Source organism: Azospirillum sp. 11R-A, from assembly GCF_049472615.1.
Taxonomy (GTDB): Bacteria; Pseudomonadota; Alphaproteobacteria; order Azospirillales; family Azospirillaceae; genus Azospirillum; species Azospirillum palustre.
In genome coordinates, this window is sequence record NZ_JBCEBL010000003.1 from 236,991 (window position 1) to 256,809 (window position 19,819).

Consider the following 19,819-nt stretch of genomic DNA (forward strand, 5'->3'; position numbering starts at 1 on the left):
CGTCAGCGCGGCGTCAGGCCATGGGCGATGGTGTGGGCCAGCGTGCCGACCATCGCGCAGATGCCGGCGTCGTCGCGGCCGAACACCACCTGATCGAGGAAGCCCAGCCCGAAGCTGAGCGTCGCGATGCCGGCCGCCACGTTGGCGAGGTCGGCGTCGGCGGCGATGGCGCCGCGCTCGCGATAGCCCTCCAGCCGTTTCAGCAGGCAGGGGATGCGGCTCTCCGACAGGGTGCGCGCCATCTCGTCCGCCACCGCCTGATCGACCAGGGCGCGGGCCAGCACGACGCGGGTGAAGTCTCGGCATTTCCAGCTGTGCTTCAGCTGCGCGTGCAGGAAGCGGCCAAGGTCGGTTTCCAGATCGTCGTCCGGCGGCGGCAGGTCACAGCCGCCCGCTTCCTCGCGCCAATAGCGCTCGACCACCGCCAACAGCAGCCCGCTCTTTCCTGAGAAATAGCGCTGGATCAGTTGTTCGTTGACCCCGGCACGGCCGGAGATCTCCCGCGTCGTCGCCGCGTCGAAGCCACGCTCGGCGAACACCACCTTGGCGGCGTCGAGCAGCGCGCTTTCCGTCGCGGCGCGGTCGCGCTTGCGCGCTCCGCCCTCGCAGGCGCCCTCGGTGCCGTTTCCGGGGCAACAGCCGTCGGCGTCAGTGCTTGCGTCCAAGACCCGTCCCTCTCCAGTCCGCCCCATCCGCGTCACGATAGGCGGCTTCATAATAAGTATGCAGATACATACTTGACAAGCGGCAGGCGTCGGTTCAAGTATGTACTCACATACATACAAGACCTCACCCCAAAAGCCTATTGCCCAACAGGGGGTATTCCCGCCATGCCGCACGGCAACGACACGCACAGCACCGCCACCCCGGATCTGTTCACCCCGCTGCGTCTCGGCGCAATCGAACTGCCGAATCGCGTCGTCATGGCGCCGATGACCCGCAGCCGCGCCGGCGACGGCAACTGCCCAACCGCGCTCACCGCCGAATATTATGCGCAGCGCGCGTCCGCCGGCCTGATCATCACCGAGGCGACGCAGGTCTGCGACACCGCCCAGGGCTATCCCAGCACGCCGGGCATCCACACCGACGCCCAGACCCTGGCATGGCGCGCAGTCGCCGATGCCGTGCACACGGCCGGCGGGCGGATCGTCACCCAGCTCTGGCATGTCGGCCGCATTTCCCACCCGCGCTTCCAGCCGAACGGCGCCGCCCCGGTCGCCCCGTCGGCCATCGCGGCGAAGGGCCAGCTCTACACCGGCGCCGGCATGGAGCCCTTCCCGGTTCCGCGCGCTCTTGAAACCGCCGAGATCCCTGCCCTGGTCCGCCATTTCGCCGATGCCGCCAAGCGCGCCGTCTTCGATGCCGGCCTGGACGGCGTCGAGATCCACGCGGCCAACGGCTATCTGATCGACCAGTTCCTGCGCGACAGCACCAACACCCGCACCGACCAGTATGGCGGAACGGTGGAGAACCGTTGCCGCTTCCTGCTGGAGATCCTGGAAGCGACGGCCCATGCGGTCGGCGCCGACCGCATCGGCGTCCGCCTGTCGCCGACCGGCGTGTTCAACGACATGAAGGACAGCGACCCGCTGCCGCACTTCCTGGCGATCACCAAGGCGCTGAACCCCTTCAACCTCGCCTATCTGCATGTGATTGAGGGCAAGCCCGGCCACCACATGGCCCCGCCGGAGGGGACGCCGCACGTGGCGTCGACCCTGCGCGCCGCCTACAGGGGTCCGTTCATCCTGAATGGCGGCTACGGCCGCGGTGACGCCGTCGCGGCGCTCGCCAACGGCGAGGCCGATGCAGTCAGCTTCGGCGAGGCCTTCATCTCCAACCCGGATCTGCCCGTGCGCTTCCGTGCCGGCGCCTCGCTGGCCGAACCGGACCGCACCACCTATTACGGCGGCGATGCCAAGGGTTACACCGATTACCCGGCGCTGGAATCCATCGCCGCCTGACAGGTTTGCGGCCCCGAATTCCGCCCCCCCGGAATCCCCAATCGGGAATCCCCAATCGGGGCCGCAATTCCTCTCGACGTGAGAGAGCGCGTCGTGAGCGCGTCGTGAGACGCAAATCCCCCCTGCCCCCGGCCCGGTTCCCCCCTGGGCCGGGGGGCTTCTTTTGGGGGGCTGCCTTATCGGGCCGGGTCGCTCACGCCGCCCCGCCCTCTCCCTCCAACCCGCGGGCAAGTGCTGCGATGGTGCCGTAGCCGACCTGATCGGCCGGGTCGATCTCCGCCATCTTGGCGAGGATCGCCAGCGCCTTGCCGCGGTTGTGGCGGCGCAGTTCGATGAAGGCCAGCGCCTTCATGGTGAACAGGAAGAAGCGCGCCGGTCCAGCCGCCGTCCAGTCGGTGGAACCGGCGGTCAGTTGCGACCAGTCGGCCGGAAAGCCGCCCTGGAGTGCCGCGGCATCCAGCCCGATGCGGGCCACCCGCTCCGCCTCCCCCAGCTTCTTGCGGTTGAAGTAGAATTTGTAGAGCGCGTAGAAGACCGGCAGCACCCGCGGTCCCTTGCGGTGGGCCTCCCACAGCAACGCCTCGCAGGCGTCGGGCACGTCGCGGACCTTCACCGCCTCCTGCAAAAGCTCGTCGATCTGTTCGGGCACGTCGCCGAAGGCCATGCGGCCGTTCGACATCCGGAGTTCGATCGGTTCGTCGCTCATCGCTTCCCTCGCCTGAATTTTTCCGCTGCTGCAATCAACCATCCGACGCACCGACGACGCCCCCATGGTAGGCGCGGGCGCGCCGGGAAAAACCACATTATTTTTGTGCGGCGAAGTGTCGCGGCTGTCGCGAATCCGACACGCGCCAAACCCGACAAAACCGTTTGTAGGCGAAACATTGTCGGACTTTCGCCATACCGATCCGACCAGGCAATCCTTTTACTTCAATAACTTGCCTATCTGGCACACCCCTTGCTTATGTCTCGTCAGATTGGCCGGCACCCCCGGCAACGCGGCTTGAGGAGGCGGGACATGGTGACTCTGACGGATGCGGCGGTCTCCACCCTGGAACGGGTTCTGGAAAAGTCCGGTGGCGCGGCGGCGGGCTTGCGGATCGCGGTGACCGATGGTGGCTGCGCCGGCCTGAAATACCAGATGGGGCTGGAGGCGACGGCCGGCGACGACGACACGGTTCTCAGCTTCGGCCCCGTCACCATCTTCGTCGACGCCAACAGCCAGCCCTTCCTGTCGGGCGTGGTCGTCGATTTCGTCGAGGGCATCGAAGGCTCGGGCTTCAAGTTCGACAACCCGAACGCGACGAGCAGCTGCGGCTGCGGCAAGTCCTTCTCGGCCGGCGACGGCAGCGGGGGCTCCTGCTCGACTTCGTCGTCGGGCTGCGGTTCGTCCGCCCCCTACTCGACCCACTGAACGTCCCCCGAACGGCTCTTCCAAGACAGCTCTTCCCCTAGGCGCGCACCCCACGGAAAGGCAGCAGCGACATGTGGAACTACACCGACAAGGTCAAGGAACACTTCTTCAACCCGAAGAACTCCGGTGTCCTGGACAGCGCCAACGCGGTCGGCGAGGTCGGCTCCATCACCTGCGGCGACGCGCTGCGTCTGATGCTGAAGGTCGATCCCGACACCCAGATCATCCTGGATGCGAAGTTCCAGACCTTCGGCTGCGGATCGGCCATCGCGTCCTCCTCGGCACTGACCGAGATGATCATCGGCAAGACGGTGGACGAGGCGCTGACCCTGACCAACCGGGACATCGCCGAGTATCTGGGCGGCCTGCCGCCGGAGAAGATGCACTGCTCCGTCATGGGGGCCGAGGCTCTGCGCGCCGCCATCGCCAACTACAAGGGCGAGGAGTGGGTCGACGACCACGAGGAAGGCGAGCTGATCTGCAAGTGCTTCGGCATCGACGCCGCCATGATCGAGCGCGCGGTGACCGTCAACGGCCTGACCTCGCTGGAGGAGGTCACCCACTACACCAAGGCCGGCGGCTCCTGCCAGACCTGCCACGAGAAGATCGAAGAGGTGCTGGAAGCGGTGATGGCGAAGACCGGCGCGCTGAAACCGGCCGCGAAGCACACCCCCGGCACCGTCGGCCTCGACGCCATCAAGCCGTTGCCGGCCAAGCCGGAGCCGGCCGCCGCACCCAAGCTGACCAACGTGCAGCGGATGCAGGCGATCATGGGTGCGATCGAGGAGATGCGTCCGCAAATCCAGCGCGACGGCGGCGACGTGGAACTGGTCGACATCGACGGCAAGGACATCTACGTCCGGCTGACCGGCGCCTGCTCCGGCTGTTCGCAGTCGGCCGGCACCATGATGGGCGTGCAGATGAAGCTGGTCGAGGCGCTCGGCGAGTTCGTGCGGGTCAAGCCCGCGTCCCTCATGCCGGCCCATGCGGGCTAAGGGGAGGAACCGGCGATGACCATTCCGAACGTGACCATTCCCAACCGGGGCGTCTATCTCGACAACAACGCCACCACCCGCGTCGATCCCGACGTGCTGGCGGAAATGCTGCCGCTCTTCACCGAACATTTCGGCAACCCGTCCTCGATGCACGCCTTCGGCGCCGCGGTCGGCGGCAAGATCGAATGGGCGCGCAAGCAGGTCCAGGCCCTGCTGGGCGCGGCGCACGACAGCGAGATCATCTTCACCTCGGGCGGCACGGAAAGCGACAACACCGCCATCCTGTCGATCATCGAGGCCTATCCGAAGAAGCGCGAGATCGTCACCAGCGTGGTCGAGCACCCCGCCGTGCTGGCGCTCTGCGACTATCTGGAGAAGAAGCGCGACTACAAGATCCACCGCATCCCGGTGGACAACAAGGGCAACCTCGACATCGACGCCTACCGGGCGGCGCTGTCGGATCAGGTCGCCATCGTATCGATCATGTGGGCCAACAACGAGACCGGGACGATCTTCCCGATCGAGGAGCTGGCGCAAATGGCCAAGGCGGTCGGCGCCATCTTCCACACCGATGCCGTCCAGGCGGTCGGCAAAATCCCGATGAAGCTCGCCGACAGTGCGGTCGACATGCTGTCGCTGTCCGGCCACAAGCTGCACGCCCCGAAGGGCATCGGCGCGCTGTACGTCAAGCGCGGCCTGCGCTTTCGTCCGATGCTGCGTGGCGGCCACCAAGAGCGCTCGCGCCGCGCCGGCACCGAGAACGCGCCGGCCATCGTCGGCCTGGGCGCCGCCGCCCACCTCGCTCTCACCCACATGGGCGAGGAGAACACGCGGGTGAAGGCACAGCGCGACCGTCTGGAACAGGCGATCCTGGCCGCCGTGCCGGCCTGCTTCGTCACCGGCAACCCGGACAACCGGCTGCCCAACACCTGCAACATCGCCTTCGAATACATCGAGGGCGAGGCCATCCTGCTGCTGCTGAACGAGCAGGGCATCGCCGCATCCTCCGGATCGGCCTGCACCTCGGGATCGCTGGAGCCGAGCCACGTGATGCGCGCCATGGGGGTTCCCTACACGGCGGCGCACGGCGCCACCCGCTTCTCGCTGTCGCGCGACACCACCGACGCCGAGATCGACCACGTCATCGCCGTGGTGCCGGGCATCATCGCCAAGCTGCGCAGCCTGTCGCCCTACTGGCAGCAGGAAGCCGGCAAGCCCAAAGAGTTCGCACCCGTTTATTCCTAACACCGAGATCGCAGGCCGGGTCGGTGGCCCGTCCCGGCACCCCGCCCGACGACACCCCGTCGGGGCGGGTCCCCGCCCCGGCCTGCGACACTTTTCAAAGGGGACAGGTCTTCCCCGCGCGCGAGGTGCCCCCCCATGCCCATCACCTTCGCCACCATCAACGACACCACGCTGCGCGACGGCGAGCAGACCGCCGGCGTCGCCTTCACGCTCGACGAGAAGATCGCCATCGCCAAGGCGCTCGACGCCGCCGGCGTGCCGGAGCAGGAAATCGGCATTCCCGCCATGGGCGAGGAGGAGCGCGAGGGCATCCGCGCCGTGGCGTCCTTGGGGCTGAAAGGCCGGCTGATGGTGTGGTGCCGCATGCACGACGCCGACCTGAAGGCGGCACTGTCCTGCAACGTCGGCTTCGTCAACCTGTCGATGCCGGTGTCGGACATCCACATCACCAGGAAGCTGAAGCGCAGCCGCGCCTGGGCGTTGGCCGAGATCGAGCGCCGGGTGAAGCAGGCGCGCGACCAGGGGATGGAGGTCAGCGTCGGCGGCGAGGATTCGTCGCGCGCCGACATGGATTTCCTGATTACTGCCGCCACGGTGGCGCAGGAGGCCGGCGCCCGCCGCTTCCGCTTCGCCGACACGCTCGGCGTGCTCGATCCCTTCCAGACGCGCGCCTGCATCGAGCGGCTGCGCCGGGCCACCGACCTGGAGATCGAGATCCACGCCCATGACGATCTGGGCCTCGCCAACGCCAATTCGCTGGCGGCGGTGCTGGGCGGCGCCACCCACGTCAACACCACCGTGAACGGGCTGGGCGAGCGCGCCGGCAATGCGCCGCTGGAGGAGGTGGTGGTGTCGCTGAAGCACCTCTACCACATCGACACCGGCGTCGAGACGCGGTCGCTCGGCACCATCAGCGATCTGGTGGAACGGGCCTCCAACCGGCCGGTGGCGGTCAACAAGTCGATCGTCGGCGCCGCCGTCTTCACCCACGAGGCCGGCATCCATGTCGACGGGCTGCTGCGCGACCGCAGCACCTACCAGAATTTCGACCCGGCCGAGGTCGGGCGCGAACACCGCATCGTGCTGGGCAAGCATTCCGGCACCGCGGCGGTGAAGCTGGCCTATGAGCGGCTCGGCATCGCCTGCGACGACGCCACCGCACAGGCGGTGCTACCGCGCGTCCGGGCGCTGGCCACCCGCGCCAAGCGGCCGCCGACGGCCGAGGAACTGCACGCCTTTCTGGAGGCGGCGACATGAGCAGATCCGAGCCCGGGAAATCCGAGTCGGGGGCCGGCATCGTCGCCCTGCTGCGCGAGGACGTCGCCTGCGTGTTCGACCGCGACCCGGCGGCGCGCAACGTCCTCGACGTGCTGACCTGCTATCCCGGCATTCATGCGCTGGTGATCCACCGCGTCGCCAACGCGGCCTGGCGGCGGGGGCTGCGCTGGCCGGCGCGTTTCCTGTCCTATGTCGCCCGCGCGGTGACCAACATCGACATCCATCCCGGCGCCCGCATCGGCCGCCGCTTCTTCATCGACCATGGCGCCGGCGTGGTGATCGGCGAGACGGCGGAGATCGGCGACGACGTGACGCTCTATCACGGGGTGACGCTGGGCGGCACGTCCTGGACCAAGGGCAAGCGGCATCCGACGCTGATGGACGGCGTGCTGGTCGGTGCCGGCGCCAAGATCCTGGGACCGATCACCGTCGGCGCCAGCGCGCGGGTCGGCGCCAATTCGGTGGTGACCAAGCCGGTGCCGCCGGGCATGACCGTGGTCGGCATCCCCGGCCGGGTGGTGCGGCCGGAAGCGTATAGCAAGCTGTCCGATCCCCATCTTGCCAATCACGGCATCGATCTGGAGCATCACCTGATGCCCGATCCGGTCGGCAAGGCCATCGCCTGCCTGATCGACCACATAAACCGCATCGAAGCCCGGCTCGAGGCCCACACCGCAGCGGAAACGTCACAGTTTCCTGCTAAAAGCATCCGCCTGTCGGAATTTCGCCTGAACGATATACGCGGCGATATACGTTTGGACGGTGTGGCCTGCAGCTCCTGCGGCAACATTTGCGACCAGGAGGGGTGCGCCCCCTCGCCTTCCACCCAGCAGCACGCGTGAGGAGCCTTCGACGATGAGCGATTTCACCGACGACCTCGACGATCTGGAAACCGCGGAAGACTTCCTGCGCTTCTTCCACGTCATCTACGACCAGCGTGTTGTGAACGTGAACCGTCTGCACATCCTGCAGCGCTTCCACGATTACCTGTCCGACGACATCGGCATGGAGGGGCTGGACGACGAAGGCACGGCGGCGCGTTACCGTTTCCATCTGGAACGCGCGTACCAGGATTTCGTCGTCTCCAACGCCATCGCGGAGAAGACCTTCAAGGTCCACAAGGAAGAGGCGCGCAAGATGGCCGACCGCTTCGTCCCGCTGGACAGCCTGCTGGGCACGCCGGTCGGCTGAACGCCGGCGCCGTCTGAGCGAACAGGTGGGGGCGCTTGGTGCGCCCCCTTTGTCGTCAGTGGATTTTGCTCTCGTTCGGGCTGCCGTCGCGCCGGTAGACATGGACGTGGTAGGCCGCCATCGGATTTTCATCGAGATAGCGCAGCAGCTCCTGCTCCGTCCGCGGCGTGGCGCCGCGGATCAGCACCTGCCAGGCGGGCTCCATCGTCGCGCGCATGGTCTCGCTGTGCGGCAGCATGATGAAGCCGGCCCATTCCGGGTCGAAATCGGCCAGATAGCTCTTGGTGTAGTGCTTCATCATCGCCGCGTCGTTGACGTTGACGTTTTCCATGTTCTCGAAACAGACACGCAGATCCATCGCCGGTCTCCTCATGCAAAAAGGCCGCAAACCCACCGATAGTCCCCGCCCAACAGCCTGCAAGGGACGGGTGCAGGTCCGCGATGCTCGCTCGTGAAAACAGCCGTAACAGTGAGATGGTACGCCGCAGGTGTGAAAAACAAGGGTTCGCCGACAGCCCAGGCGACGCTTTTCCACCGTCACCCATGCAAGGGACGCAGGCTGCACCATTGGTCATAATCCCGCGTTTTCAGGTTCGCCGATTGCACGACTCCTGTAAAATCGCTGTGACACTCCTTGCACGATCATGATGACCGACCCTTCGCCTGCCTCCGACACTCCCATCCGCATCCTTATCGTCGAAGACGAGAGCCTCGCCGCCATGGCTTTGGAGGAGGTTCTGGGCATGCTCGGATTCGCCGTCGTCGGGATCGAGGACAATGCGGACGATGCGGTCGCGGCGGCGGAGCGGCTGCGTCCGGACATCGTGATGATGGACATCCGCCTGCTGGGGCCGCGCGACGGGATCGAGGCCGCGGTGGCGATCCGCAAGCGGACCGGCATCCGCTGTATCTTCACCTCGGCCTTCGGCGACGCCGAAACCCGCCACCGCGCCGCCGAATGCGATCCCTTCGGCTTCGTCCGCAAGCCCTACTTCCCGGCCGAACTGCAACGGGCGCTGGGTCAGGCGACGGAGACGTTGCGGGGACGGGTTTAGAAAAGCGTCGGCGCAAGCCTGCTTCCCAAACACAAATCGGCCCCCGCGCGTCGCCGCGCGGAGGCCAACCGGTTCCGGGGAAAGGCACCGAAAGACCGGATCAGCCGAACTTGTAGCTGATGCCGTAGCCGCCACGCGGATAATCCCAGGCGATGTTGCCCTTGTCCTGGCAGACGACGCGGCAGGTGCCGCATTCCAGGCAGCCGTCAGTCACCAGCGTCACGCCGCCTGTTTCGTTCTTGCTGTAGCAGGCGGCCGGGCAGCAGAAGGTGCAGGCCTGCTTCTCGCAGGTCTGGCAGGCCTCCACGCTCTTGATCTGGATGTGCGGCCGACTCTCGTCGACGATGTAGCGGTTCTGATAGAGCTTCTCTTCGACCTTCACCATCATGGTCATCGCACGGCCCTCACCAGCTTGATTGCGTCACCGACCAGTCCCATCACCGAGCGACGCTTGATGAAGGACTTCATGATCTGCTTTTCCTTCGTCTTCTTGTCGATGCTGTCCACGGTGAACCAGTTGTGTGCAGCCGCGGTGATTTCGTCGGGATAGGCGCCGAAGAACTGCTTGTTGCCGTGCATGATGCCGGGCAGCTCGCGATACTTCTTCAGGTCCTTCATGATGAAGCTGTCGTCCAGCTTCTTCTTGTAGACGGCAAGGTTCGACGCGGTGAAGCCCTTGCCGGCGGCCTTCAGCTCGATCACCGTCTCCGCCGCCATGCGGCCCGACGCCATCGCGAGGTTGGAGCCTTCGCGGTGGGCGGCGTTGTTGAAGTGGGCGGCGTCGCCGACCACCATCCAGCCGTCGCCATAGAGCTGCGGAACCGCCTTGTAGCCGCCTTCCGGGATCATGTGGGCGGCGTATTCCTTCATCTCCGCCCCTTCGATCAGCGGCTTGATGACGGGATGCTTCTTCAGATCCTCGAGCATCTTGTAGGGCGGGCAGTCGCCGTTCTTGAAGTCGGAGATCAGGCAGCCGATGCCGATCGTCAGCGATTCCTTGTTGGTGTAGAGGAAGGCGGTGCCGACCATCCCTTTGGTCACCTTGCCCATGATCTCGATGACGACGCCTTCGTCCTCCTTGATGCCGAAGCGCTGCTGGATCAGCTCCGGATCGATGAAGAGGATTTCCTTGACCGCCAGCGCCACATTCTCCGGCGCGGCCTCGTCCTGCAACCCGGCGCGCTTGGCGAGCAGGGCGTTGACGCCGTCGGCCATGATGACGATTTCGGCGTGAATCTCGCCGCCCTCGCGGTCGGTGCGCACGCCGATGACCTTGCCCGACGCATCGCGGATCAACTCGGTCACCGTCGTCTCGCAGATCTGGAGACCGCCGACCTTGCGGATCTGCTCGCCCCACCATTTGTCGATGTTGGCGCGGATGATGGTGTAGCGGTTCGGCTTGTCGCTGTTGAAGGCTTCCGAGCGGTAGTTGGTGCCGACGTAATTGTCGTCGCCCAGCAGCCAGACGCGCTGTTCGATGATGTGGCGCTCGGTCGGGCAATCGTCCCGGAAATCCGGGATGATCTTCTCCAGCTCATGGGCGTACATGATGCCGCCCTGGACATTCTTGGCGCCGGGATACTCGCCACGTTCGAGCTGAAGCACCTTCAGCCCCTGCTTGGCCAGCGTGTAGGTCGCGGCGTTGCCGGACGGGCCGGCACCGATGACGATGGCGTCGAACTTTTCGACCATGTCGACAGGCTCCTTTCTCGTCCGGCGGTCAGCCGGCCATGCGGTTGACGGAGAGGCGGCGGCCGAAGGCGTCGGTCAGCGCCGGCAGGATCTTCAGCGCGTCGCCGACCAGACCCAGATGGGCGAAGTCGAAGATCGTCGCGTTCGGATCGGTGTTGATCGCCAGGATCAGGTCCGACTTCTCCATGCCGACCCGATGCTGGATGGCGCCGGAGATGCCGGCGGCGATGTAGAGCTTCGGCCGCACCGTCTTGCCGGTCTGCCCGACCTGACGGTCGTTGGTCGCCCAACCGGCCTGGACCAGCGGGCGGGTCACCCCGACCTCGGCGCCCAGAACCTTGGCGAGGTCGAAGACCAGCTTCATGTTCTCGACCTTGCCCAGCCCCTTGCCGGCCGACACGATGATGTCGGCGAAGGCCAGCTGCGCCTCGTTCTGCTCGCGGTCGGCGATGAAGTTCAGGACCTTGGTGACGATGTCCTCTTCGCGGAGATCCGGCTGGATTTCGATGACGCGGCCGGTGCGGGCGTCGTCGCGCTCCGGCATCGCCATCACGCGGGGGCGCACCGTCGCCATCTGCGGCCGGTAGGCCAGGGTTTGGATGGTGCAGAGCAGCGTGCCGCCGAAGGTCGGCCGGGTGGCGGCCAGCGAACGGTTGTCGGCGTAGATGTCCAGCTCGGTGCAGTCGGCGGTCAGACCGGTCGCCAGCGTGGTGGCGATGGCGCCGGCCAGATCGCGGCCCAGCGTCGTGGCGCCCAGCAGCACGATCTCCGGCTTGTGGGTGTTCACCACGTCGGTCATGACGCGGCAATAGGGGTCGGTGCGGTAGTCGGCCAGCGCCGGGTCGGTCACCTTGTAGACGATGTCGGCGCCATAGCCGATGGCGTCGCCGCAGATGCGGTTCAGGTCGGGGCTTTCGGCGCCCAGCACCACGGCGCCGACCTCCACCCCCAGCTTGTCGGCCAGCTTGCGGGCTTCGCCCAGCAGCTCCAGCGACACGGAGTGGACGATGCCGCGCTCCTGCTCCACGATCACCCAGACGTTCTGGTAAACCTTGAGGTGTTCGGGAAGCTGGAACTTGCGGCCCTGGGGCTTGCTCGGTTCGCTCATCGTCGGGTCTCCCGCGGATGGATCGTCAAAGCCCGGCCGCGGCGCGGGCGAGCAGGTCGCCAGCCAGCTTGGGCTGGGCGGCGAAGATGGCGTCGATGGCGGCAGCGGCCATCGCGTCGGGGGTGTCCGCATCGGCGACGATCATCTTCGCCTTCTCCGCCCGCGGCTTCGGCACGAACACCTTCGACACCACGGTCGGCGAGCCCTTCAGGCCGACGCGGCCCTCCTCGGCGCCGGTGAAGTCGCGGCTCCAGGTCTTCAGCTCGTAGCGGGCGGCGCGGAACAGATCGTCCATCTTGCCGAAGCGGATGGTGTTGGTGCCTTCCAGCATGGTGATCATGCAGGGGAGCTTCGTCTTCAGCACCTGCACGCCGCCTTCGGAGCGGCGCTGCACCACGATCTCCTTGGACGCGGTGTCCAGATCCTCAATCCTGGTGATGTAGGTCAGCTGCTCGAAGCCGAGGCGGGTGGCGATGCCGGGGCCGACCTGGGCGGTGTCGCCGTCCACCGTCTGCTTGCCGCAGAAGACGATGTCGACCGGATCCTCCTCCGCCAGCTTCTGGATGGCCGAGGTCAGGGCGTAGGAGGTGGCCAGCGTGTCGGAACCGGCGAACTTGCGGTCGGTCAGCAGCACCGCATCGTCGGCCCCCAGCGACAGCGCCTTGCGCAGCGAGGTCTCCGCCATCGGCGGCCCCATGGTCAGCACGGTGACGCGGGCGCCCACCTTGTCCTTCAGCCGCAGCGCCTCTTCCAGCGAGAACAGGTCGAAGGGGTTGATGATGGCGGGCACGCCCTGCCGCATGATGGTGTTGGTGACGGGATGGATGCGGATCTGGGCGCTGTCGGGCACCTGTTTGATACAGACGACGATGTGCATCCCGCTCTCCTTGGCTTCCGCTCTCGCTGTGACGCGCATGTGGGTTTGGGGCCGGCACCGGGCCGGGATACATCCCAGACAGCAAGCAGCGTGCCAGCCGGACGAGACCGGCCAAGCCACGGGAAACACTGGAGATTTTTAAAAGTCGGAAAGCGCCCTCCCCGTGTCGCAAAGGCGACAAGGGAACGCTGATGTCGGTTTCGCTACAGCCGCGGCGGGTGGGGACTCAGACCGTCTCGATGTGGGCGACGACCCGGTCCAGCTCCACGCCGACGCGGGCGACCATGTCGGCGATGCCGTCCAGCCGGTGGTCGATCACCGCCAGCTCCACCGCATCGGCGGCGGCGGCGAGGTCGCGGGCGCCGACGGTGCGCGAGGACCCCGCCAGCTTGTGGGCGGCCTGCCGCACCTCGTCCCAGATTTCGCCGGCCAGCGCGTCGACCAGCCAATGGTGCGAGGCGCTGTTGGAGGTCACGAACTCGCCAAGCAGATGCCGGACGAACTCGCTGTCGCCGTCGAACAGCGCGGTCAGCGCCTCGAGGTCGAGCGGCGGCAGGTCGGCAATGGCGGGGGCGGGGGCGGGCCGGGGCGAGGGCTGAGGTAGCGGTTGCTGCAACCCGCCGGTCACCGGCTCCCTGTTCTGCAACGGATCGTCCAATTCCTCTCCCTCCCCGGTTTCGCCGTCCGCCGGCGGCAGGAAACGGTCCACCACCCGGCGCAGGTCGGCAAGGCTGACCGGTTTCGCCAGCGTGTCGTCCATGCCCGCGAGAAGGCAAAGCTGGGCCTCGTTCTCCGTCGCGTTGGCGGTGATGGCGACGATGGGCAGGCGAGCGCCGCTTTCCCCCTCTGCGGCGCGGATGCTGCGGGCCAGTTCCATGCCGTCCATCTCCGGCATCTGGCAGTCGGTCAGCAGCAGGCCATGGCCGCCGGCCCGCCACAGGGCCAGCGCCTGGGCGCCGTCCTCCGCCGTCTCCATCACATGGCCGAGCAGGGTCAGCTGGCGCTGGATGACCTGACGGTTGGTCGGATGGTCTTCCGCCACCAGAATCAGCCGGCCACGCGCCCGCGCCTCCTCCACCGTGGGCAGGCGGCGGCGGCCGGCGGCCGGGGCGGCGGGCTCCGGCGCGGGTTGCCGGTCGGTGCGTCCACCCTCCCCCGCCGCCATCCGGCCGGCAGCGGCCAGGACGGCACGGACCAGCCCGACCCGCCGCACCGGCCGGCCGAGCACCACGGTGCCGGCACCGGAGGCCCCCAGTTCCGCCGCATCGCCGGAACTCAGCGCGTCGCCGCCGATCACCACGCGCCCGCGCACCCGGCCGCGCGGGTCGCGGTCCAGCGCCGCGGTGTCGCTGCCGAGCGTCGAGACCAGCACGTCGCAGGCGGCGGTCGGCAACAGGGTGCGCAAGGCGGCGGCCGCGTCGGCCGCCTCCACCACCTGGGCGCCGTCGGCATTCAGGTAGCGGGCGAGAAAGCCGCGCTCCTGCGCATCCGCCGCCAGGAGCAGGACGGTCACCCCCTGAAGCGGCGCCCGCTGCATCACCGCCAGCTCGTCCATCGCAACCAGATCGGCGGCGAAGGTGAACCAGAAGGTGGAGCCGACATTCACCTCGCTGTTGACGCCGATGTCGCCGCCCATCAGCTCGGCCAGGCGCCGGCAGATCGACAGCCCCAGCCCGGTGCCGCCGAAGCGGCGGGTGGTCGACGCCTCCGCCTGGGTGAAGGGGCGGAACAGGCGGGTCTGGTTCTCCCTGGAGATGCCGATGCCGGTGTCGGTCACCGCGACGCGGATGATGACGCGGTCGCCGTCGAACTGCGCCAGTTCCACCCGCACGGTGACCGAGCCCGACTGGGTGAACTTCACCGCGTTGCCGGCGATATTGAACAGCACCTGCCGGATGCGGACCGGATCGCCGACGACTTCCGCCGGCAGGTCGGGGTCGATGTAGGTGACAAGCGACAGCCCCTTGGCCCTGGCACCCGGCGCCAGCGTGTCGGCCACCCCCTCCACCACATTGGCGAGCGCCACCGGCACCCGCTCCAGGTCGAGCCGGCCCGCCTCGATCTTGGAGAAGTCGAGGATGTCGTTGATGATGGTCAGCAGGGCGCCGGCCGATTCCCGCACCACGCTGACCAGCTCGCGCTGGTCGCCGGTCAGGCTGGTGTGCTCCAGCAGTTCCAGCATGCCCTGGATGCCGTTCATCGGCGTGCGGATCTCGTGGCTCATGGTCGCCAGGAACAGCGACTTCGCCTGGTTGGCCGCCTCCGCCTCTGACCGCGCCGCCTCGGCCGCCACGCGCGCCGCCACCAGATCCTGCGTGCGCTCCGCCACCTGCCGTTCCAGGCTGCGGTTCAGCTCGGTCAGTTCCTCGTAGAGGTGGACATTGTCGAAGCCGATGGCGACCTTGGCGCAGAACACCTCCAGCAGCCGCCGCTCGTCGGCCGTCAGGGCGCGGCCATGCCCGAGATAGACCACGGTGTCGTGCCGGCGGGTGGCGGAGCGGAAGACCAGAACGCTGTGCCCGCGCTCGTAGCGGTTGCGGCCATCGGCCAGCGCCGCGATCACCGCCTGCGCCGCGTCGGGCGGCAACGCCAGGAAGAGCGGGATCCCTTCCATCCCGACATGGCAGCCGGCACCGCCCAGCACCAGCGGCTCCGCCGGCCGCGGCCCGTCGCACAGGCGGCTGACCAGCGCCACCCCGCCCGACGTCGGTCCATTGGCCGGCGGGCAGACGCCGACGATCTGGGCCACGGCATGGCGGACGAACTCCGCCATCGTCCGTTTGCCCAGCAGGGTCGAGGAGGAGTCCAGGATGCGCTCCAGCCCCTCCCGGTGATCCTCGATGGCGGTGATGTCCTGATAACCGCGCAGCGCGGCAACGACCGAGGTGAACAGCTTCTGCGCCGTCAGTTCGGTCTTCGATTTGTAGTCGTTGATGTCGTAGCTGAGGATGACGTCGCGTTCCGGCGCCTGCCCCGGCTGGCCGGTGCGCAGGATGATGCGCACACGGCGGTTGCTCAGCTCACTGCGGATGTAGCGGACCAGCCGCAGGCCGGCATCGTCGGATTCCATCACGACGTCCAGCAGGATCACCGCGATGGCCGGGTTGTCGCGCAGCACCCCGCGCGCCTCCGCCGCGGTGGCGGCCGACAGGAACTGCGCCGGGCGTCCTTCGAAGGTGAAGCCGCGCAGCACCATCTTGGTGGTGGCATGGATGGCCGGGTCGTCGTCGACGATCAGGATCAGCCAGGGTTCGACCGGCTCCGCAGCCTCGGCAACCGCCTCGACGGCGGGCTCCTCCTCCGCGAACAGGAATTCGTCGCTCATCACGGTCCCCCGGCGAACTTGCCGCGCCTTTTCCACCCCGACGCGCGGCCCAAAGCGCGCCCCAACGCGCTGGCGACCTTAGCATATGTCGGGGAATGACCGCCAGTCGGCCCCCTCCCATCGCCATCGGGTGGCCATCGGGCGGAAACGGTGGATTTGCCCGACGGCAGCCGCCATGGTGGCGCCGTTTTCCATCGCGCATGTGCCGTCATGACCCTGCTTGCCTGCATCCACGACAAGGCTCCGCTGATCGAGGCGCGGGATCCCGATCTGGGCGACCTGTTTCCGCCCGGCTTCCTCGACCTGTACGAGGTGCACAGCTATCGCAACGCCGCGCGTATCCTGGCCCATGCCTGCACGGCCGAGTTCCGCGAGATCACCGAACGGCTGATGGAGTTCCGCATCCGCACCGAGGACATCGTGGCGTCCGGCGGCAACAAATCGCAGATCGCCAAGACGATGGAGCGGATGCTGAACCCGCTGGGCTGGAACGAGACACGCATCCGCGGCGACCTGTTCATCACCAAGATGATCGTGACGCACGAGGAGAAGCGCCGCGTCGCCGGCAAGAACCGCGGCCAGACCGTCACCGAGCAGCGCCAGCGCGAGGAGCTGTACAAGGTCAACGGCTTCATCGACGGGCACAAGATCGACTTCGTGAAGGGGCGGGTGTCCTTCGATCTGGAATGGAACAGCAAGGACCAGACCTTCGACCGCGACCTCTACGCCGCCCGCACCTTCTACGAATGCGGCATCATCAATGCCGGCGTCCTGCTGACCCGCAGCGCCGAACTGATCCCGCTGTTCACCGAGGTGGCGCGGCGGGTCGAGATGAAGAACTTCCAGAACAAGTACGGTGCCAGCACCACCTGGATGAAGAAGCTGCTCTACCGCCTGGATGCCGGCCGCGGCGGCGGCTGTCCGGTGCTGGCGCTCGGCATCCGCCCGGCGCTGGTGTCGGATTTCGACGAATGGAAGGACAGCCACCCGGTGGTGCGGCAGGCGGCGACCTTCGACGTCGACACCGGGGCGGAGGACGAGGACGATCTGTGGTGAGGACGCCAGGGAGCCCTGTCCAGGGCCCTCACCGGCCTTCTCACGCGAACTTGCGGTCGGTCAGCAGCAGCCGCACCGCGAACCCAAGGAACAGCACACCGGCGATGCCGTCCAGCACCGTGCGGACCCGCGGGCTGGACAGGACGCGCCGTGCGGCCCCGGCGCTGAGCGCGGCGATGCCGACCAGATAGACACCGCCCAGCACCGAGATGATGTTGCCGAGGATGAAGGTCTGCAACGCCACATGGCCCAGGTCCGGGGCGATGAACTGGGGCACGAAGGCCAGTTGGAACAGGATGATCTTCGGGTTCAGCAGATTGGTCAGCAGCGCCTGGACGAAGACGCGGCCCGTGCCCGCCGGGGCCGGGGCCTCGATGGATGGAGCGGGCTCGGCACCGCGGCTGGTCCAGACGCTCCACAGCGACCGCAGGCCGATCCAGGCGAGATAGGCGCCGCCGGCATAGCGCAGCAGGTCGAACAGCGACGCCGACGCCGCGATCAGGGCGGAGATGCCGGCGGCGGCCAGCAGCGAATGCACGGTGTTGCCGACGCAGATCCCAATGGTGGCCACCACGCCCGCCTGCCGGCCATCGGCGATGCTGCGGGTCAGCACCAGAAGCGAATCCGGTCCCGGCGCCAGGACCAGCACGCAGACGGCGACCATATAGAGTTGCAGCAGGTGGAGGTCGAGCGGCAGGGTCATGGGGGGACGAACCTTGGGCGGGAGATTTGGGTGCTCAGTCGGGCCAGCGGCGGTGGATCCACAGCCATTGCGCCGGCTTGTCGCGGATCCAATCCTCCAACAGACGGTTCAGCCTTTCCATAAGAATTCGCGCATCCGCATTGCGGTCGCCGCTGGTCGGGTATTCCTCCGGCGGCAGGACGGTGAGGCGGAAATTGGCACCCTCCAGCCGCTCGGTCCGTGTGGGGCAAAGCGGCAGGTTCAGCTTGATACCCAGGACGGCCGCCGCCGGAGCGGTCATCGCGTCGCGGCCGAAGAAGGGCACCGGGATGCCGTCGTTCATCTTCTGGTCGATCAGCATGCCGACATGGCCGCCCCTGGTCAGATGGCGCAGCAGCATGCGCGCGCCGTCCGGCCCCTTGGGGATCTGGGGTCCCGACGCCACTCCGCGCAGCTTCAGCAGCAGCTCGGCGACGATCGGGTTGTTTGGGGCGCGGTAGACCGCACCGACCTCCAGCCCATGCAGGCGGGCGGCGACCGGCTGCACCTCCCAGTTCGCCAGATGGCCGGTAACGATGATGCCGGCCTTGCCGTCCTCGCGCAGCCTGTCGACGTGTTCCGCGCCGACCACCTCGACCCGCTCACGGCCGATCTGCTCCAGATGCGGGTATTCGGCGATGGTGCGGCCGAGATTGTCCCACATCCCGCGAACGATCGCCTCGATCTCCGCCCTGCCCTTCTCCGGAAAGGCGCGGGCCAGGTTGCGCCGGGCACGGGCGCTGTTGGGCAGCCACGGCCCCACCGTCCGGCCGATCCAGCCGCCGAGCGCCGATGCGCGGTCGAGCGGCAGCGCCCGGAACAGGCCGCAGACGCCATGGACCAGCATTCCCTCCACCGGGTAGCCGATGCGGCGCGTCAGCCATTTCTGCAACGGGCTACGCGGCTTGGCCATCGGGGCTTCCTTTCAGCGAGACATGTGTCAGCAACGCGGCGAGCGCGCCCTCGTCCGCCCAGCGCACCGACACCGGCAGGACGGCGATTTTCGCCCGCAACTCCGGCGGCAGGCGGACGGCGTCCTTGGCGGTGGTGACGGGCAAGGCGCCCAGCGCCGCGGCGCGGTCGATCAGCGCCGCCACCTCGGCCGGGCGGTAGGGATGGTGGTCGGCGAAGGGCACACGCTCCGCGATGCGGGCACCGAGCGCCTCCAGCGTCGCGAAGAACTTCTCCGGCCGGCCGATGCCGGCGAAGGCCAGCACGTCGCGGGCAACCAGACGCGCGGCGGCCTCCGGATCGGGCTCCAGCCGGGCCGCCAGCACCGGGAGCCCGCCGGCCAGCTCCGCCAGGGCGTGGCGGTCCTCGCCCAGGATCACCAGCGCATCGGCGCGGGCAAGGCCGTCGGCCACCCGCTCCCGCAGCGGCCCCGCCGGAACCAGCCGGCCGTTGCCGAAGCCGACCGCACCGTCGGCGACGATCAGCGACAGATCCTTGTGCAACGCCGGGTTCTGGAACCCGTCATCCATGACGATTGCCTTGGCACCGGCGGCAACCGAGCGCTCCGCCCCGGCCAGCCGGTCGCGCGCCACCCAGCAGGGCGCCGCCCCGGCCAGCAGCAGCGCCTCGTCGCCGACATCGGCGGCGGTATGGCGGCCAGGATCGACCGCCAATGGACCGGCCTCCCGCCCGCCATGGCCGCGGGTCAGCGCATGGACGGCGACGCCACGGGCCTGCAAGGCCGCGATCAGGGCCAGCCCGACCGGCGTCTTGCCGGCGCCGCCCGCCACCAGATTGCCGACGCAGACCACCGGAACGCCGACCCGGCGCGGAACGGTCCCGGCGATGCGCCGCCGCCCGGCCAGCCCATAGAACGCCCCCAACGGTGCCAGCAGTGTGGAGGCGAGGCCGGGTGGCCGGTACCAGAAGGCGGGGGTCTTCACGGCGGC

The 19,819-nt window shown here is 67.8% G+C and carries 20 protein-coding genes; 9 read left to right on the forward strand and 11 right to left on the reverse strand.

What is annotated here, in order from left to right; genetic code table 11:
- Positions 1-2 precede the first annotated feature (2 nt).
- Complete coding sequence (locus VH569_RS06765; protein ID WP_423314678.1) at positions 3-665, reverse strand: TetR/AcrR family transcriptional regulator; 663 nt, start codon at positions 663-665, stop codon at positions 3-5.
- 165 nt (positions 666-830) lie between these two features.
- Here VH569_RS06765 and VH569_RS06770 point away from each other — a divergent pair, with 165 nt between their 5' ends.
- Positions 831-1,961, forward strand: a complete 1,131-nt coding sequence (locus tag VH569_RS06770; protein ID WP_423314679.1) for an alkene reductase — start codon at positions 831-833, stop codon at positions 1,959-1,961.
- A gap of 193 nt (positions 1,962-2,154) precedes the next feature.
- Here the strand turns inward: VH569_RS06770 and VH569_RS06775 are convergent, their stop codons facing one another.
- Positions 2,155-2,667, reverse strand: a complete 513-nt coding sequence (locus tag VH569_RS06775; protein ID WP_423314680.1) for a hypothetical protein — start codon at positions 2,665-2,667, stop codon at positions 2,155-2,157.
- A 312-nt stretch (positions 2,668-2,979) separates the two neighbouring features.
- Between VH569_RS06775 and VH569_RS06780 the strand changes: the two genes are divergently transcribed.
- From VH569_RS06780 to nifW, 6 genes are all read left to right on the forward strand, one after another.
- Entirely contained in the window at positions 2,980-3,375 is a 396-nt protein-coding gene (locus VH569_RS06780) for a HesB/IscA family protein (RefSeq protein ID WP_423314681.1), read from the forward strand.
- Positions 3,376-3,446: 71 nt separating this feature from the next.
- Positions 3,447-4,370, forward strand: coding sequence for a Fe-S cluster assembly protein NifU (gene nifU, locus VH569_RS06785; protein ID WP_423314682.1), 924 nt, complete (start codon positions 3,447-3,449; stop codon positions 4,368-4,370).
- A 15-nt stretch (positions 4,371-4,385) separates the two neighbouring features.
- The gene (nifS, locus tag VH569_RS06790; RefSeq protein WP_423314683.1) at positions 4,386-5,615 is read left to right on the forward strand and encodes a cysteine desulfurase NifS; all 1,230 of its coding nucleotides are present in this window, start codon (positions 4,386-4,388) and stop codon (positions 5,613-5,615) included.
- A gap of 135 nt (positions 5,616-5,750) precedes the next feature.
- Complete coding sequence (nifV, locus tag VH569_RS06795) at positions 5,751-6,872, forward strand: homocitrate synthase (protein ID WP_423314684.1); 1,122 nt, start codon at positions 5,751-5,753, stop codon at positions 6,870-6,872.
- A gap of 38 nt (positions 6,873-6,910) precedes the next feature.
- The gene (gene cysE / locus VH569_RS06800) at positions 6,911-7,735 is read left to right on the forward strand and encodes a serine O-acetyltransferase (RefSeq protein WP_423314804.1); all 825 of its coding nucleotides are present in this window, start codon (positions 6,911-6,913) and stop codon (positions 7,733-7,735) included.
- Positions 7,736-7,748: 13 nt separating this feature from the next.
- Positions 7,749-8,084, forward strand: a complete 336-nt coding sequence (gene nifW / locus VH569_RS06805) for a nitrogenase-stabilizing/protective protein NifW (RefSeq protein ID WP_376958403.1) — start codon at positions 7,749-7,751, stop codon at positions 8,082-8,084.
- A 55-nt stretch (positions 8,085-8,139) separates the two neighbouring features.
- Here nifW and VH569_RS06810 read toward each other — a convergent pair whose 3' ends face one another.
- Positions 8,140-8,442, reverse strand: coding sequence for a hypothetical protein (locus VH569_RS06810; RefSeq protein WP_423314685.1), 303 nt, complete (start codon positions 8,440-8,442; stop codon positions 8,140-8,142).
- A 286-nt stretch (positions 8,443-8,728) separates the two neighbouring features.
- Between VH569_RS06810 and VH569_RS06815 the strand changes: the two genes are divergently transcribed.
- Complete coding sequence (locus VH569_RS06815) at positions 8,729-9,139, forward strand: response regulator (RefSeq protein WP_423314686.1); 411 nt, start codon at positions 8,729-8,731, stop codon at positions 9,137-9,139.
- A 100-nt stretch (positions 9,140-9,239) separates the two neighbouring features.
- Here VH569_RS06815 and VH569_RS06820 read toward each other — a convergent pair whose 3' ends face one another.
- The 5 genes from VH569_RS06820 to VH569_RS06840 all read right to left on the reverse strand — a co-directional run bounded on the left by VH569_RS06820 (position 9,240) and on the right by VH569_RS06840 (position 16,141).
- A complete protein-coding gene (locus VH569_RS06820; protein WP_109452087.1) occupies positions 9,240-9,533 on the reverse strand; it encodes a ferredoxin family protein in 294 nt (97 codons plus the stop codon).
- Complete coding sequence (locus VH569_RS06825; protein ID WP_423314687.1) at positions 9,530-10,831, reverse strand: FAD-dependent monooxygenase; 1,302 nt, start codon at positions 10,829-10,831, stop codon at positions 9,530-9,532. The genes VH569_RS06820 and VH569_RS06825 overlap by 4 nt, the downstream gene beginning before the upstream one ends.
- 28 nt (positions 10,832-10,859) lie before the next feature.
- Positions 10,860-11,939, reverse strand: a complete 1,080-nt coding sequence (locus tag VH569_RS06830) for an electron transfer flavoprotein subunit alpha/FixB family protein (protein ID WP_423314688.1) — start codon at positions 11,937-11,939, stop codon at positions 10,860-10,862.
- Positions 11,940-11,964: 25 nt separating this feature from the next.
- Positions 11,965-12,816: an electron transfer flavoprotein subunit beta/FixA family protein gene (locus tag VH569_RS06835; RefSeq protein WP_423314689.1), complete on the reverse strand. Its 852-nt coding sequence runs from the start codon at positions 12,814-12,816 to the stop codon at positions 11,965-11,967.
- Positions 12,817-13,042: 226 nt separating this feature from the next.
- Positions 13,043-16,141 carry a response regulator gene (locus VH569_RS06840; protein ID WP_423314690.1) on the reverse strand — a complete coding sequence of 1,033 codons (3,099 nt, stop codon included), beginning with the start codon at positions 16,139-16,141 and terminating at the stop codon, positions 13,043-13,045.
- A 210-nt stretch (positions 16,142-16,351) separates the two neighbouring features.
- Between VH569_RS06840 and VH569_RS06845 the strand changes: the two genes are divergently transcribed.
- Positions 16,352-17,197: a BglII/BstYI family type II restriction endonuclease gene (locus tag VH569_RS06845; RefSeq protein ID WP_423314691.1), complete on the forward strand. Its 846-nt coding sequence runs from the start codon at positions 16,352-16,354 to the stop codon at positions 17,195-17,197.
- A gap of 40 nt (positions 17,198-17,237) precedes the next feature.
- Here VH569_RS06845 and VH569_RS06850 read toward each other — a convergent pair whose 3' ends face one another.
- From VH569_RS06850 to lpxK, 3 genes are read right to left on the reverse strand one after another with little or no spacing between them, the layout of a single operon-like run.
- On the reverse strand, positions 17,238-17,900 hold the full coding sequence (locus tag VH569_RS06850) for a LysE family translocator (RefSeq protein ID WP_377809931.1): 663 nt from the start codon (positions 17,898-17,900) through the stop codon (positions 17,238-17,240).
- A gap of 34 nt (positions 17,901-17,934) precedes the next feature.
- The gene (locus VH569_RS06855) at positions 17,935-18,831 is read right to left on the reverse strand and encodes a lauroyl acyltransferase (RefSeq protein WP_423314692.1); all 897 of its coding nucleotides are present in this window, start codon (positions 18,829-18,831) and stop codon (positions 17,935-17,937) included.
- Positions 18,815-19,813, reverse strand: a complete 999-nt coding sequence (lpxK, locus tag VH569_RS06860; RefSeq protein WP_423314693.1) for a tetraacyldisaccharide 4'-kinase — start codon at positions 19,811-19,813, stop codon at positions 18,815-18,817. Before lpxK ends, VH569_RS06855 begins: the two co-directional genes overlap by 17 nt.
- Positions 19,814-19,819 lie beyond the last annotated feature (6 nt).